Raw genomic sequence first — 15574 nt, forward strand, 5'->3', positions numbered from 1 at the left:
CGTTCACTTCTCGACCGACCAGCGCCAGCACACCGGCGGGACACCTGAGGTCACCATCGAAGCGGCGAACGTGCGCGACCTGGTGCGGCAACTCGCAGAGCTGTTCCCGTCGCTGAACGCGCACCTCGTCGAGACGTCGTCCACCGCAGTCGCCATCGACGGCGAGATCATCCCCGACCCCTGGCTCGAAGAGCTCACCCCAACGTCAGAGGTGCATCTAGTCCGCCCGCTAGCGGGCGGATAGGCCACCGCACCATGGCTGCGCCGACTCCGCGTACCTGCCCACGATTTTCTCGATGGGCAAGTTCACAATGAGCGCCACGTCTAGGGCTGGTTCAAGAGTTCGTGCATGGGTTGTGCGCGCAGGCGACAAAGGGCAGCACGTCAAGCACAATCTGCAGCACGACATCGTGACCATCGAGTGGGACTTCGTCGGCGACCTTCGGAACTATCCGACGAAGGAATCGCTCAAGCAAAAGTTCTCAAGTGGCGATCCAAGCGGATACGAACGAAGCCACAACAGGAGTGTCGGGCGCCAAGTGGCCAAACTGCTTGCTTTCCGCGACGAGATCGAGCGAAGCGACATCGTCGTCATGCCGCTCAAGGACCGTGACAAGAATCAGTACGTCGCAATCGGGCAGGTCACCGGCGCATACGAGCACGATGCGGCTCATGGTCCCGGCGTTCATCACCGGTTGCCTGTCGAGTGGTTGGCCGAGAGGGTGCACAGGCGCGACTTGGGCGACCTAGTGGGCTCGATCAATTCAGGCGGAACTCTGTTCGAGATTGACAAGGACAAGCATCCAGCATCTCGACTGTTGAACATTGCCGTCCCATCGCTTTCAGGCGATGAAGCAGGCTTGCAGAGTCTCGGCGGCCGAGCAGTCCCGGAAGGGGCGGCGGAACGCATTGAGGTCATTCGATACGAACGTAACGTCGAGAACCGCGCGGCCTGCCTGGAGCACTTCGGGTACCGCTGCCGAGTATGCGATCTCGACTTCGAGGAACGCTACGGCGACCTAGGTCGCGGCTACATGCACGTTCACCACGTCATCCCGCTACACCAAGTCGCGATGGTTCCCAACTATCGCGTCGACCCCATCAGAGACCTGCGGCCGGTGTGTCCCAACTGCCACGCCATGCTTCACCGACCCAAGGACCGCACTCTCACTGTGGAAGAGCTGCGCGAACTTCTTCGGCCGGAGAGATCCAACAACGGTTGAGGCGCGCTGGCTCAAACATCGTCTCGACCGGGCAGATGCCGCCCGTCTTGGCTCGTCGAGCAGGCTCAAGACAACCTGGCCGGAGCCCGTCGCTCACTCAGGATTGGTTGAAGCGGCGAGACTCTCGGCGAGGGCTTGGATCTCGGCGAGGGCGGCTTCGAGGTCTTCGGCTATCTCGGCGGCGAGGACCTCTGGGGGCGGCAGGTTGTCGGCGTCCTCGAGGCTCTCGTCTCGTAGCCAGAACAGGTCGAGGCTGACTTTGTCGCGGGCGATCAGCTCGTCAATGGGGGTAGCGCTTGAACCGTTCGGACTCGGTGCGCTGGTGGCGGGCGTCGGCCCGATAGCAAGCGACAAAGTCGTCGAGGTCGGCTCTGGTGAGCGGGTTCTGCTTGAGCGTGAAGTGTTTGTTGGTGCGCAGGTCGTACACCCACAGCTCTCGCGTCCATGGGTCCTCGGCGCCCTCGCGGCGGCGGAAGAACAGCACATTGGCCTTCACGCCCTGGGCGTAGAAGATCCCTGTCGGCAGCCTCAGCAGGGTGTGGACCTCGCAGTCGTGCAGCAGCCGGCGGCGGATCGTCTCGCCGGCACCGGCCTCGAAGAGCACGTTGTCGGGCACCACCACTGCGGCGTCGCCGCCGATGCGCAGCAGGCTCACGACGTGCTGGACGAAGTTGAGCTGCTTGTTGCGGGTAGTCGCCCAGAAGTCCTCGCGCTCGTAGCTGTCGGATGACGACCGGCCGAACGGCGGGTTGGTCAGCACCATGTCGAACGGCTTGCCGGGAGAGTCCCGCAGAGCGTCGTCCACGACGATCGGCGAGTCGGACTCGGGGCTCTCGATGCCGTGCAGCAGCATGTTCATCGCGCAAAGACGGGCAGGCAGATCGGCGATCTCCCACCCGGTGAAAGCACCCGAGCGCAGATGCTCAACTTGGTCGGGCTCCAAGTGCGGGAACCGCTCCACGATCGACCGGTACGCACCCAGGAAGAACCCGCCGGTGCCGCAGGCCGGGTCGCAGATGCGGTGGCCGGGCTCGGGCGCCATCACATCGACGATGGCGTTGATGAGCGCCCTTGGAGTGAAGTACTGGCCCGCGCCCCTGGCGCCCTCCTGAGCGGTCTTCTCGATCAAGCCCTCGTACGCATCGCCCTTGAGATCGGCGTCGTAGCTCATCCACTCGTGCTGGTCGATGAACTCCTTGACGAGCTGCTCTAGCTTGGCCGGAGTCTGGATGCGGTTGCGGGCCTTGTGGAAAACCACACCGAGCATGTCCTCGCTCGTGCCCAGCGCCGACAAGCACTCGCTGTAGTGCTTCTCGAGATCCGACCCGGAGCGACTCAGCAACGACTGCCAGTCATGCTCCACAGCAACGATGCGGTCGCCTCCGAGCATCACGAACTGCTCATCGGCCATCTTCAAGAACAGCAAATACGTGAGCTGCTCCAGATAATCGCCGTAGGACAAGCCGTCGTCGCGCAGCACATCGCAGAAGTCCCACAGCTTCTGCACCATCGTCTTCGGGTCCTGCGCAGGCATCGGCTCACGCTACGTCTTCGGGTCCTGCGCAGGCATCGGCTCACGCTACGTCACCCGGACGGCAGTGCTGCGGTCGGTCTCCCAGCCGGAGCGTTGTTCGCCCCTAGCGTGCAGTCTCGTGCACTGGCTCTTTCAGGTCTTGGTCGATGAGTATCCGACCAAGACGTCGCGAACGGCCGAATCAGTGTGGATCTGGTGCCTCCGCGTTCAGAATGCAATCCAGGCTGTCTTGGGCACGGACAACGAACAATACGAGAACATGGAATGGGTGCGTCAACGAATGGTGTGGAGCGTTGACATCGAGCCGAGACGCCGTCGGCGCGAACGGGAGCTGTTCGGCGAGCTGCTGCCGGTGGCACGTACGACGCTAAATTTGGCGGCGCTCATGGACCGCAATCGCGTCATCGGCTTGCGGCTCGTGGATCTGCATCCATGGGTCGCGGAGGCGGCCGAACCGCTCTTTGAGGACGGGCACCGAAAGCAAGCGATCCTCGCTGCAGCGCAGAACGTCGAGGTCCGCTGGCGACAACTGCTCGGCATTCCCACTGGCACCCTCACCGAGCTGGCCCAGGAATCGTTTTCTGCGGCGGAGCCGAAGGCGGGACACCCTCGGTTGCGTTTCGTCACCCAGGCATCAGACCCTTCAACGGACGAATGGCGCAACCTGCACATCGGCGCAATGGATTTTGCGAAAGGGTGCGCCGGGCGCATTCGTAACCTCAATCTGCATCACCCGCCGGATCGCGAGCCGGAACCGGAGGCCACTATCGAGACTCTCAGTGCGCTCAGCTTGCTGGCGCGCTGGGTCACTGATGCTGAAGTACAGCGTCCTGAGTGACCCGCTTCTGGCCACTTCACCATGTCGACATGGATCTATAGGACACAGTCTCCTGTCCGAGCTGCGGGTCTGGACTCCCGCTATGTGCCTCGCAGGCAGCCGTCACTCCTTCCGACGTGCTGTCGGCTGAGGCGGTGACAGTGCCGCCGTCAGACGCTGAGGAAGCCCACAGAGACTGGCCCGAGTGGCCACGCGCCGCTGCGCCGATCGAGAAGTACGAGAAGTTCAGTGGCCGCGACGATCTGGTCTGCAGCGAGTGCGTCACCGACTGCGCAGTGCGTGAGAAGGTGTTCCGCATCCACAACGACGAGATCTGTGGCTATTGCGGCGGCACACTCGGTCCGTTCGCCAGGGACACTGACGTGTTCGAGTACGTCTACCGCTGCCTGGGCCAAGAGTACGGCGATCCATGGCATGGCCCACTCTTCTACGACACGGAAGAAGACCAGCACTTCGGAATCACGAAGCTGGAGACGTGGGAGGTGCTCAATGACGTGGACAGCCCCTTCGCCGACGGGAGCGTACTGGAGCAAGAGTTCGAGAAGCTGGTCGAGCACGACTGGTACCGACTCGACTCACAGGTGGGCGAGTACCACGAACAACTTGTGTGGGGTTGGGACTCATTCGAGCGGCGGCTCATCGACGGTCCGAGGTTCCTGTTCTCGCTCTCCGAGGCCGAGATGGGCGAGGAGCCGGTACAGAGCCTGTTCGGGTTCTTGGCCAAGCTCGCGGCAGAGGTCGAATCGAACTTCGTCAAGACATGCAAACCCGAACAGGTGCTCTACCGGGCACGTGCCGCTAGGAAGATCCTGACATCGGCGAAGAAGCTCGGCTCACCGCCTCCGAAGCACACAGGCCCCCAACGGATGAGCGCGGCAGGCGTGTCGCACTTCTACGCGGCCGAGGACAGAGCCACGGCCGTTGAGGAAGTCCTCGCCAATCGCACCAAGCAGGTGTCGGTCGGCAAGTGGGTCACGACGCGACCACTGATATACGCCGACTTTGCCGAGAAACCTACGCTGCCGAACCTGTTCGACTATCCCCTCTCGAAGAAGCGGCCCTTCGTCTTATTCCTACGCGAATTCGTCAAGCGAATAGACCGTCCCCCCGACCCGAAGATCGGCGACGCCAACTCCTACCTGGCGACCCAAGTGTTGGCGGAGTACCTGCGCTTCGGTATGCCCGTGGCTGGCGGACACGGCCTTGATGCCGTTCGCTACCCCTCAGCAAAACCTGGCGGCGGCATCAACTGGGTGTTATTCGGGCGACCCGACCGGCAAGACCCGCCATCCGTCAAGCTCGTTCAGACTGAGGGCACTTCCCCCTGTTTGCTTGTCAGGTGGATAGGGCGGTCGTGGTTCCCGCGGGTTGGCGGTACTGTTGTTCGTGCTGGCCGGGTGTGAGGTTGTCGAGGCTGGTGTGGCGTCTGGTGGTGTTGTATCGGGCGAGCCATACACACTGTCCGCACCCATTTCGCTTTATTCGCTTCGCCGGGCCGGCAACTTCCGCCCGCCGCAGAGCCTCGCCTACGTCCGCCACGACCAACGCGAGCGCCTCATCGCAGCCTTGCAGTAGTCCCAAGAGAGACTGACCGGCCTTCGCCCTCAACACGCATCATGGTGTGCACTCCGGGCGATCTGAAGTGCGGACAAGCGTTCGTTACTCTGAGGAGGTGAACGAACAACGAGCTGGCGATGCCGGGGATCCCCCGCCATACGGCTCGGCGCGCGACTTGCCGTCATTCCGGGAGATGTCCCAGTTGGTGAAGGGCGCCACGTTCCTGACGCGGTTCTTCGCCCGCCACCTGCGGCCTCAACTCCTCGATATCGAGCGGGAGCTGAACCGGTTGGGCGCTTTGGTGGACAGGTTCTATGAGCGACTCGGGCCGCGCAATTGGATCTTCCATGACGCTCTGCCCGTAGACGAAATCGAGCAACTCCTCGCCGAGGCTCCAGACCCCGACACTGCCGAAAAGCGGCTGATTGAGCTCTACCGGCGAGACGAGTTCTTCACTTGGCGCTTGCAGCGGCTCTACACACATGAGGGACTGAGCACTCGCCGCCGACAGATCGAGCGTGCACTTGAGCACTACGGCGCCAGCGAATTCGACAGCTGCGTTTTTCACCTGATTGCCGTGATGGACGGCTTCGTCAACGACTTCGAAGCCGAGAACCGCAAGGGCCTCCACGCACGCGAGCCAATCGAGATGGCGGCATGGGACAGCATCGTCGGACACCACCAAGGCTTCTCCCGCGCCATGGAGACGTTCGGCGTGACCGTCAAGAAGCGCATCGACACAGAAGTGTTCGAGCTGTGCCGTAACGGGATCATGCACGGCATGGTTGTCAACTTCGACAACGAGGTCGTCGCCACCAAGGCGTGGAACATGCTCTTCGCTGTCGCAGACTGGGCAACAGCGACGACAAAGGCAGCAGAACCCCAAGAACCCAAGCCGACATGGCGGGAGGCCTTGGCCAGCATCAAAAGAAACGCCGAGGCGAGAAAACGCGACGAGCAACATGTCGAACAGACGATCGAGCACTCAGATGCTCGCTTCGCCGCAGACGAAGCCGTGCTTCAAGCAAAGTGCTTCCTCGAGGCGTGGGAGCGCCGCCAGTGGGGAATCGTGACCGAATTCATGCCGCCGGTCCTCCGCGAGCGACGCACCAACGGCCAAGCCATCTCCGAAACCAAGTCCTGGTTCGGGCCGCACGAGATCACTGCCTGGTCCATCACCTCCGTTACACACTTACTGCCGGGCGCCGCCGATATCTGCGGCATCGCAACCGTCGACGACGAACAATGCGACATGAAGTTCCGCATGGTCCATCTCGACCCCGAAGGAGACAGAGCGCCGCGAGAAATCGCTGATGCGCGCTGGCACGTCGGCATCTGGGCACCGCAGCGCTACTTCGAACCAGTCACCGACGACACCGCATGACGTAGCCCGAGGGGCTCCTCACTTGCTTGCACGTATCCCCGCAATCCACCGAGCGAACGCCGCCGCTCCCGCGAGATGACCGCCGATTGGCGGCCGACACGTTCCCCCGGCGCGAGCTCGCGCAGGCTCGCTGGTCTATGCGACATCAAGAACTTGCGACATGAGCTGGCCCGAGAATGCCTGCGACAGGATTGAGCGTCGCAGGGTGAGAGCGCGGGATTGAGCGTTGACTGCTGCTGCGCGAGCTTGCTCGATGCCATTCAGCAGGATGCCAAGTTGATCGACGATGCGCCGTTGATCGGACAGAGGGACGACCGGGATACCGACCGATTTCACCTTGCTCGTGCTGAGCGTGTACAGCCCGCTTGTTGAACTAGCGACCGCGCGGACCTGATTGGCGGTGCGCGGCGCGTTCCAGCACAGCGCCAAGTACTCCGGAAGCAGTTCGTCTCCCGGTCGCACGCGGATGAGGTGGTTCTGGTGGACGCAGTCGTCGACCTCGCCACCCCACAAAGCTGCTCGGCCGATCTGATTCACGCTGCCGTTGCCCTCGACCACGAGCAGGTCGCCCTGCTCGAGCCGGAAGCGAGCGATTTCGCCCTCGAAGAGCTCAACCTCATGCACCTCCGCGAGGTCCAGTTGCCCACGTCCGACATTGGCGACTCGCAAGAACGGGTATCGATTCTGGCGAGGCCGCCGTTTGGGTTGCTTCTGGATGCCACCCGAGACTTCGGCCAAGTCACCAATCTTGACCGCGCGCTCGGCCTCGGCGTCGTAGAACGCCCGATCCATCGTGATGCCCCGCAGCACATCCAATCGCCGGCGAGTATCGACGAGAGAGGACTCGACGGCGTCGAGGCGGGAGAAGTGCTCTTCGATCGCGGCGACGATTCGACGCTGCTCGGCAAGCGACGGCACTGCGAACGCATAGTGGCGCATTTGACGCCACTTGAGGCGAGGCCGATCTCCTGTGCTTTCTTCCTGCGCGAACTTCACAAACCTTGAACTCGAGAGCTGGTGCCGAAGGAACTCCGGCACTAGCGCGTCTGACGGCGGCAGGACAATCAGTTCGGCCGAGCCGAGCGCTGCGCGATCGACCATCGCCACCTTGTTGAGGTACGGGCGCAAGCGTGCGTAGGCGACATCCCCCGGCGACAGTTCGACCGACTGCGATCGATAGTCGCCTGCACATTCCCATCCCTCGATGCGACCCACCTCGCCAGCGATGTTGTCAAGTGAGAGGTAGGGGCGCGAGTCATCCTCTGCCGGCATGACTTTGCCCACGCGGGGCGTACACAAATCACCGAGGCACGCCACCTCCCAGCCGCTAGGCAAATCGTCCGTCATGCGGCGAGGGCGGCGGTGAGTTCGTCGAGCAGAGCGTCAAGTTGGTCGCCGAAGAGCTGCTTGGCCTTGCCGAGGCCGCCTTCGCTGCTGAAGGGCGGTTCCATCAATTCGCCGGGCGCGATGCCGAGGTTGGTGGCGATGCGGCGCTTGATCAACTCCAAATACGCCGCCTGTTCTTGGGAGAACGTGCGGCCGGCGCTGGACTGCTGCAACAGCCACGCCTCGAAGCGCTCGTCGACGAGTTCCGGGTAGGACACGAGCATGTCTGCCTCGCCGAGCGCATAACGGACGAGGCTCACCAGATCGGTCCTGACGCGGTGGCCCGAGCCGCGCACCTTGGACTTGTCGAGGGTCTCGTACGCCTGCCACAGCGCGTCCGGGGTCCAGTTCTGCGGCGGCCGCTTGATCGCGTTCGCCAGCTCCTTGACATCGTCGTGGCTCAGTCCCCCGCCATAGGGCTGGCTGTAGAGCACGCCCAGCGCGGTGATCTCGTCCTTGTTGTCTTCGATGAACTGCCGCCACGACTCAACCTGGACCCGGGCACGATCGGTCGCGTCCTTCGAGAACTTGTTGGCGATCACCTGGTCCTTCGAGGCGGTATCGATGGCCTGCTCGTAGCTGCGGCGGACGTCGACCAGCTTCTCGCACAGCGCGGCGTTGGCTGCCAGCGGCTTCACCGCCTCGCGGATCATCGCTGCGCCGGCGGCATTGACTTGATCGGGTGTGGGATCGCCGCCGGCTTCGGCGGCTGCCGCGGCGTGCTGAAGATCGACATCGAGCGCGTCCACCAGGCCGCGCACGAGGTCCGCCAGCGCGACTCCGGCGACCTTCTCGACCTCGGCCCGATCAGTGGCGGTCATCCGCCGGTCCAGCCGGGCGATCCGGGACGCCGCGGACGACACCACCTCCGGCTGCACCGATCCCAAGCCGATCTGGGCGAGCAGCTTGTCGAGACTGACCGTCGGCTGGCGCTCCATCGGCACGGTGTCGTGCAGGTCGGCCTCGGTCACGCCGACCGCGTCCACGATCACGAAGCGATCCTTGGCGGCGGCATCGGGGGTGACCGACTGCAGCTGGTCGCTGTCGATCACCCGCACACCCCGTCCCTTCATCTGCTCGAAGAAGTTGCGGCTGCGCACCATGCGCATGAACACCACGCACTCAATCGGCTTCACATCGGTGCCGGTTGCGATCATGTCCACCGTCACCGCGATGCGCGGCTCGTAGCCAGTCCGGAACTGGGCCAGCAGCTCCTCGGGCTTGTTGCCGGCGTCTCCAGAGCGGTAGGTGATCTTCACCGCGCCGTCAATGCCGAGGTTGAACTCCTGCCGGACCATCTGGACGATGTCGTCGGCGTGGGTGTCGTCCTTCGCGAAGATCAGCGTCTTGGGAATGTGACGCAGCAAGCTGGAATCGTCGGGATGACGCTCGCGGTCGGGAAACATGACCGGCAGCGAATCACGCAGCGTTCGCACGACCGTGCGGATCTGATCGGGCGCCACGACCTGCCGGTCGAGTTGGGCGGCCGCATAGGGAAGGTCTCGGTCGATCCTCTGCCAGCGACGCTCGCGGGTGTCTCGGTCGCGGAACTCGGTCACGAAACCAGCCGGCACAGCGCTGCCGCCCTCGGTGATCTCGGTGCGGATGCGGAACACGTCGAAGTCCACGTTCACGCGGTCGGCCACCGCCTGAGCGTGCCCGTACTCCATCACGAGGTTCTGGTCGAAGAACCCGAACGTCTGCTTGCTCGGAGTGGCCGTCAGACCCACGAGGAAAGCGTCGAAGTACTCCAGCACCTGGCGCCACACGCCGTAGATGGAGCGGTGGCACTCGTCGATGATGATCAGGTCGTAGGACTCGACCGGCACTGCCGGGTTGTACGAGACCTCGACCGGCTCAGACCGAGCGGTCTCGAAACCGCTCGTCTCATCGAAGGCGTCGTCGGGCTCGTCGTCACCTTGCAGGATCGAATACAGCCGCTGGACCGTGCAGATATGCACCTTCGTGGCCGCCTCGTTCGCCATGTCGAGCCGAGATGACGTGAGATGGCGGACGTTGTACAGCTCGGTGAACTTGCGACCGCCATCAGGCGTGACGAATCCTTGGAATTCCCGCAGCGCCTGGCGGCCAAGATTCGCCCGGTCCACCAGGAAGAGAATCCGCTGGGCATCCGCGTAGCGCAGCAGGCGATAACAGACATTGGCGGCAGTGAACGTCTTGCCCGAACCGGTCGCCATCTGGATCAGAGCCCGAGGGCGGTTGTCCTTGAACGACTGCTCAAGATTCCCGACGGCCTCTTGCTGGGCCGGCCACAGCCGCCCAGCATCGGCGTCAAGATCCGGCAAGAGCGGGATGCCGGCACGCAGACCGGCACCGCGACCCTCGACGTAGTCGTCGTGCCAGCGAGCGAGCGATTCGGGATGATGGAACGTGAACACCCGACGGCTCGCCGGAACCGGGTCCAGACCACTCGTAAATCGCGTCTCGGTACCGGTCGACTCGTAGCCGAACGGCAACGCTCCGTCGACCTCGAATGCCTCCAGCTCCTCAGGGAATGCCCTGCGGTACTTGCGAGTCTGGAACTCCACACCGGTCAAGGTGCTGCCAGTCTTCTTGGCCTCGATGACTCCGACCGCCTGGCTGTCCACAAACAGCACATAGTCCGCCCGCCCCGCCGCCGTCGGCACCTCACGAACAGCGACACCCTGAGCCGCAGCCACCGCCGCCGCCTTGTAGTCCTGCACCACCCAACCGCAGTCCCGCAATTGCTCGTCGATGTCCCGGCGGGCCAGCTGCTCGGGCGACATGTACTCGCTCACAGCACCCCCGAAGTCATGACCGCCAACCCGCACACCAGCGGCCATCGTACGATCTTGAACCGAATGGCGGAAGAGGCGCCCGGCAGCTCATGTGCGCCGGTGCCGCATCGAAGACTGCAATGGCACGCCGCTCCGGGCGGCATCGTGGTACCGCGGTTGCTCGAAACCGCGTATGCCGATGACTTCACGATGAAGCGGACCTCTGGCCGGAGAAAGTCACCGCGGCGCGACAGGCCAATGGGGGCATCATGTGAGCGTGTTCAATTGCGGGCCACCCGACGATGGACCCAGAGTCGACGGCGCGCCTGTAATGGCCTCAGAAATGACAGAGGAGTGGTGGAACCCCGATCGTGCGGGGCTTCGCAGCTGGCTGGATCGGAAAGCGCCTCACCTCGCCCCGCTGTACTTGGCGGCGCTGCGGATGGCGATGGACGAGAGATTCCCCGGCAGGGTTCACTTCATCGCACATGCAATCCGCGAGATCAAGAACCGCCTGCCCGATGCACTCGATGGAGCGCTCGAGCGTCCCAAGTCGAAGTATCCAAAGTACGTAGGGAAGCTGTGTGAGCAATGGGCCGAAGAGGGGCTCGCAGCAGATGGATCCGGGCCTTCGATCGACGAGCCTGCAGAAGTAGCCCTAACAGAGGCTGACCGCCTGGTGTCCCCTGCGTTCATCTCTGCAGTGGGACGTCTGGTGGCGCATCACACTGAACTCGAAGCAAGCCGGGACGCGCTCAGAATGCCCCGTTTTGAGGCGCTCGCCGGTCCAGGCCCCCACCCTCAACACGTTTGGAAGGACTGGCGAGACGCATCTAGGTTCGCCGAGCAATTCGCACACGCTCGAAACGAGACGCTGCCAGCGAGTGCAGACGAAGAGTGGACAGCCAACTTCTTGGCGTTCGAGCGATTTCTGATGGTGATCTCGAAGCGCGCTCAGGAGAACATTGCAGACCTAGATGAGTTGCTGCGGGAGGCGAACAGTCAATGAGTGCTTGGATCCCGCCCGACGACGCCCAACTGGCCCGGCTGCAAGCGCAGGCTGCACGTCAAGAGAATCGGACGTACTTCTTCGACCGGCTGGAGAATCCTGAGTGGATTAAACCCCTAGCGAAGCGCGGCTACTTCGACGCACCGCCAGGTCCGGTGCATGACCGAGAGCAGAGCACCATTCGGCTCTTGCCTTGGCCGGAGGGGCGCTACCTCGCGCGCATGGCCCCGTTCGCTCCGGATGCAGTGCTCACGGTCCTTCAGGCATTGCCGCCGTCGGACAATCCACTCTCGACACAGACCGCATTAAGGATCGTGGGAGCGCTGCCCGACAACCACTTCGCTCAGCTCTCTCCGAAAGTCCTGGAGTGGCTCGAGGTGCGTATGGTCCACCGATTCGGGGACGGACTCGGAGATGAGGCTGCAGGGACGATCTCGCGTCTCGCGCGCATCGGTCGAGTCGAAATGAGCGTCCGGGTTGCGAAGGCACTGCTGCGGCTCGAACCGCAGGCGAAAGAGGAATTGCCCGACGAATTCGAAGAAGCAGCTTCGTTGCTGCGGCCCGAGCCTGTCGGTCAACTATCCGACTGGGCGTACGGCAACGCAATCGGGCAGTTCCTGCCTGACCTCGTGGATGCAGCAGGCCTCGAAGCCATCAAGGCATTTTCGGAATTGCTCAACAGTGCGCTGAGGCTGCGCTCACTCGAAGGCGAACTCGCCGAGGAGGCCAATCATTCCTACATCTGGCGGCCGGCGGTCGAAGACCACGCCCAGAACCTCGACCATGGCATCGCCAGCCTTCTTGTCTCGGCGGTGAGGGATGCAGCGGTTCGCTTTGCGAGCACCTCGGCAGAAGCGCTCGAAGCGGTGGTGATCCAGCTCGAGAAGGCGACATCTCTACATCGCCGCATCGCGTTGCATGTGCTGGCACATGCCGACGGTTGCAGGGCACTGGTCACCGAACGCATTGCCGACAGAGACTTGTTTGACGACTCCCGGCTGCGCCGCGAGTACGCAGCCCTGCTGCGGCACCGCTTCGGTGACGCCGCCGACGAGGCGCGTCGACGTTATATCGACTGGATCTACACCGGACCCGATCTTGAGAGATTCCGCCAGTTGTGGACTGCGTCCAATGGCTCGGCCCCTACCGAGGACGACGAATCCAGCTATGTCGCTCGCTGGCAGCGAGACCGGTTGAGCTACGTGGCCGATTACCTGCCCGAGCGAGCAGCGGCGCTGTACCGGAGTCACGTCGTGCGCTACGGCGACGCAGAGCACCCCGACTTCCTCAAATGGACAACAACCGACTGGGGTCCAGAGAGCCCGGTGTCCAAAGACGAGATGGTCACCTGGCCGCCGGCCAAGGTCGTCGACTACCTCAGAGCTTGGCGACCCGACGCCGAGCGAAGTTACTTCAGCGCCTCGATGGAGGACCTCGGACGCGTTTTCAAGGAAGCTGTCGCGGAACGCACACCCGAGTTTGCGGTGGTCGCCGACAACCTCGCGACGCTGGACCCCACCTACGTTCGCCACTGCCTAGACGGCTTCCAATCGGCAATCAAGAACGGCGTGCAGTTCGACTGGGAGCCTGTGCTGCGCCTGATGTCGTCGGTCGTGGAGCACCCCTTCGAAGAAGACAGCGACGAATTCGACTGGGACCGCGACTCGGGATGGCGCTGGGCGCGAGGTGAAGTCGCGTCACTGATCCAGACAGGCATTGGCGACAGAGACAATCGCATTCCCTTCCGCTTCCGCGAGGCGGTCTGGCAGATCCTCGCCACACTCATGAACGACCCGAACCCGTCACCGGCATACGAGGCCTCCAACATCGCCAACGTGCAGGTTTCGGGACCGCACCCGCTGACGGACACAACGTCGCCGGCATATGAAGCCCATGTGGCATCGAGGACCGCCACGATGGGCCCTCTCACGCTTTCGATGAACACAAACCGGGGCAAGGCGATGCGGTCAGTGATGTCCTATGCGCTCTGGTGCCGACGCGAGATCGCCGACGATGGCACCGGCGACGAATCCGGGTTCGACGACATGCCCGAGGTCCGCGACCTTCTCGCGAAGCATCTCAACCCGGCGACCGATCCCTCGATGGCGGTCCGCGCCGTTTATGGCGAGTACCTGCCTTGGCTGGGCCTCATCGACGAAGGATGGGTCAACGCGCATCGTCACGACATATTCCCCGCGTCGTCGGAACACATCAGTCTCCGGGATGCCGCGTGGAAGACATATATCTGCTGGTGCCAGCCCTATGACCCAATGTTCGACCTGCTGCGAACCGAGTACGCGGCCGCGATCGAACGAGTTCCCTCCGGCGGCGGCCGGGACCTATCGAACTCTGACGAAGCCGACCAGAAGCTCGGCGAGCATCTCGTCACCTTCCATTGGCGGGGCCAGCTGCCTCGAGCGCTGCTCGAGCGCTGGTTCGAGGTCGCGAACGATGAACTAGCCGCTCACAGCATGGAATTCGTCGGACGGGCACTCCAAAACACTGAAGGCGATATCGCGGCCGAGGTCCTACAGCGCATTCGCGACTTGTGGGACTGGCGATGCGATGCCATTGGCGACGATCCCGAGCACCATCCACTCGAGGCCAGCGTCTTCGCGCCCACGTTTGTGTCCTCGAAGCTCGACGACGACTGGTCGCTCGCCACACTCGAAACCACTCTCGCCGCCGGAAGCCCCGATTGGCTCGGACACGACGTCATTGAACGCCTCGCAGAAATTGCAACGTTCAAGCCAGCGACGGCCACGAGGCTTGTCCTTCGAATGCTCGAGAACGCCGCCAATGAATGGGACCACGCCACTTGGGAAGACCCAGTCCGCTCCCTCTTGATCGCCACTACGGACGCCCAAGACGACGAGACCCGCGACCACCGCGGAGCAATCATCAGCCACTACGTCACCCGCGGCCGCTACGACTTCACGAACCTTGCCTAGAGATCGACTCCATCGGTCCCACCCTGGTGGCCAGCGGGATCACCCGAGACGAGTCCTTTCGGCGGGCTCTGGTGGATGCCCGCAACATCGACCGTCTCAATCTGGGTCCGGTTCCCACCATTCGCCTCAACTGGCATCAGCCCCATGAAGGCAACATCGTCGACTTCCTGTTTCGAGCTCGAGCCTTCCAGATGGCTTAGGGGAAGTCCGAACCGGCAAGACCCGTCCCAGCAATCCTCCGGTTTCCCGCCTGTGCCCGGCGACCTTCAAACTTCATCCTTCAAACTTCTCCCTTCAAACTTCATCCTCCTGGCGGGAAATTCCGGTTGAAATCAGGTCCGGAGTGAGGTAGCCCAACCGCAGAATCGAGAAGAGAAAATTTTGCCCGGGCAAATCCGGTTTTTGGCCAACAATTCGTTTGAAGCAGGAGCGTTTCTGTAGTATACAAACTCTGGCCACTCGCAAGAACTCACCGCCTCACAGCGGCCTCCCCATCCATCCCTATAGTTTTCGAATTCGAGGCCTCATGGGCCGAGAATTTGGTTTCAAACTAATCCACTGAGGAGTTAGACCTACCATGCTACCTATTCAAAGATCATCGATTTGCTGCAGGCCGGCCCTGCGGCGGCTTCGGTTTACGTTGGCGTCGGTGCTGGCGCTGGTTTTCGGAATGCCTTCCTTGGCGCTTGCCGACGCCCACCCGCAACTCGACTCCGGAGACACCGCCTGGCTGCTGACCGCGACCGCTCTGGTGCTATTCATGAACATACCCGGACTGGCCCTGTTCTACGGCGGCCTGGTCCGGGCCAAGAACGTCCTTTCCGTGCTGATGCAGTGCTTTGCCCTGACAGCCCTGATCACCATACTCTGGGTCCTGTTCGGCTACAGCCTGGCATTCGACACCACCGGCATGCAGGCGGGTGTGACCAACAT

General features: G+C 62.9%; 11 protein-coding genes and 1 pseudogene. 9 read left to right on the forward strand and 3 right to left on the reverse strand.

Annotated features, from left to right (window positions below):
* Positions 1–244, forward strand: a 244-nt coding sequence (locus tag VI480_RS00055; protein ID WP_323670764.1) for a MoaD/ThiS family protein, incomplete at its 5' end; no start/stop codon positions are given.
* Between the two features lie 112 nt (positions 245–356).
* Complete coding sequence (locus VI480_RS00060) at positions 357–1223, forward strand: HNH endonuclease (RefSeq protein WP_323670765.1); 867 nt, start codon at positions 357–359, stop codon at positions 1221–1223.
* Between the two features lie 280 nt (positions 1224–1503).
* Here VI480_RS00060 and VI480_RS00065 read toward each other — a convergent pair whose 3' ends face one another.
* Positions 1504–2757 (reverse strand): class I SAM-dependent DNA methyltransferase, encoded by a 1254-nt coding sequence (locus tag VI480_RS00065; protein ID WP_323670766.1) that lies wholly within the window; start codon positions 2755–2757, stop codon positions 1504–1506.
* 373 nt (positions 2758–3130) lie between these two features.
* On the opposite strand from VI480_RS00065, the gene VI480_RS00070 reads away from it, so the two are divergent.
* The 3 genes from VI480_RS00070 to VI480_RS00080 all read left to right on the forward strand — a co-directional run bounded on the left by VI480_RS00070 (position 3131) and on the right by VI480_RS00080 (position 6536).
* Positions 3131–3595, forward strand: a complete 465-nt coding sequence (locus VI480_RS00070) for a TIGR02391 family protein (RefSeq protein WP_323670767.1) — start codon at positions 3131–3133, stop codon at positions 3593–3595.
* A gap of 275 nt (positions 3596–3870) precedes the next feature.
* A complete protein-coding gene (locus tag VI480_RS00075; RefSeq protein WP_323670768.1) occupies positions 3871–4998 on the forward strand; it encodes an RES domain-containing protein in 1128 nt (375 codons plus the stop codon).
* Positions 4999–5267: 269 nt separating this feature from the next.
* Complete coding sequence (locus tag VI480_RS00080; RefSeq protein WP_323670769.1) at positions 5268–6536, forward strand: hypothetical protein; 1269 nt, start codon at positions 5268–5270, stop codon at positions 6534–6536.
* 135 nt (positions 6537–6671) lie between these two features.
* Here VI480_RS00080 and VI480_RS00085 read toward each other — a convergent pair whose 3' ends face one another.
* Both VI480_RS00085 and VI480_RS00090 read right to left on the reverse strand, forming a co-directional pair.
* The gene (locus VI480_RS00085) at positions 6672–7808 is read right to left on the reverse strand and encodes a restriction endonuclease subunit S (protein ID WP_323670770.1); all 1137 of its coding nucleotides are present in this window, start codon (positions 7806–7808) and stop codon (positions 6672–6674) included.
* A gap of 71 nt (positions 7809–7879) precedes the next feature.
* Complete coding sequence (locus VI480_RS00090; protein WP_323670771.1) at positions 7880–10747, reverse strand: DEAD/DEAH box helicase family protein; 2868 nt, start codon at positions 10745–10747, stop codon at positions 7880–7882.
* Positions 10748–11024: 277 nt separating this feature from the next.
* On the opposite strand from VI480_RS00090, the gene VI480_RS00095 reads away from it, so the two are divergent.
* The 4 genes and pseudogenes from VI480_RS00095 to VI480_RS00110 all read left to right on the forward strand — a co-directional run.
* Complete coding sequence (locus VI480_RS00095) at positions 11025–11690, forward strand: hypothetical protein (RefSeq protein WP_323670772.1); 666 nt, start codon at positions 11025–11027, stop codon at positions 11688–11690.
* Complete coding sequence (locus VI480_RS00100; RefSeq protein WP_323670773.1) at positions 11687–14641, forward strand: hypothetical protein; 2955 nt, start codon at positions 11687–11689, stop codon at positions 14639–14641. The genes VI480_RS00095 and VI480_RS00100 overlap by 4 nt, the downstream gene beginning before the upstream one ends.
* Before the next feature lie 26 nt (positions 14642–14667).
* Positions 14668–14841: a hypothetical protein gene (locus VI480_RS00105; RefSeq protein WP_323670774.1), complete on the forward strand. Its 174-nt coding sequence runs from the start codon at positions 14668–14670 to the stop codon at positions 14839–14841.
* Positions 14842–15311: 470 nt separating this feature from the next.
* Positions 15312–15574, forward strand: a pseudogene (locus VI480_RS00110) (ammonia channel protein); the annotation flags it as partial.

The sequence above is a fragment of the Candidatus Poriferisodalis multihospitum genome (assembly GCF_028283155.1).
Taxonomy (GTDB): Bacteria; Actinomycetota; Acidimicrobiia; order Acidimicrobiales; family Poriferisodalaceae; genus Poriferisodalis; species Poriferisodalis multihospitum.

What these genes read in the sequence shown, in the direction of transcription:
- VI480_RS00065 (WP_323670766.1), bottom strand. Translation starts at nt 2,757, where the DNA reads ATGCCTGCGCAGGACCCGAAGACGATGGTGCAGAAGCTGTGGGACTTC.
- VI480_RS00085 (WP_323670770.1), bottom strand. Translation starts at nt 7,808, where the DNA reads ATGCCGGCAGAGGATGACTCGCGCCCCTACCTCTCACTTGACAACATC.
- VI480_RS00090 (WP_323670771.1), bottom strand. Translation starts at nt 10,747, where the DNA reads ATGGCCGCTGGTGTGCGGGTTGGCGGTCATGACTTCGGGGGTGCTGTG.
- VI480_RS00095 (WP_323670772.1), top strand. Translation starts at nt 11,025, where the DNA reads ATGACAGAGGAGTGGTGGAACCCCGATCGTGCGGGGCTTCGCAGCTGG.
- VI480_RS00100 (WP_323670773.1), top strand. Translation starts at nt 11,687, where the DNA reads ATGAGTGCTTGGATCCCGCCCGACGACGCCCAACTGGCCCGGCTGCAA.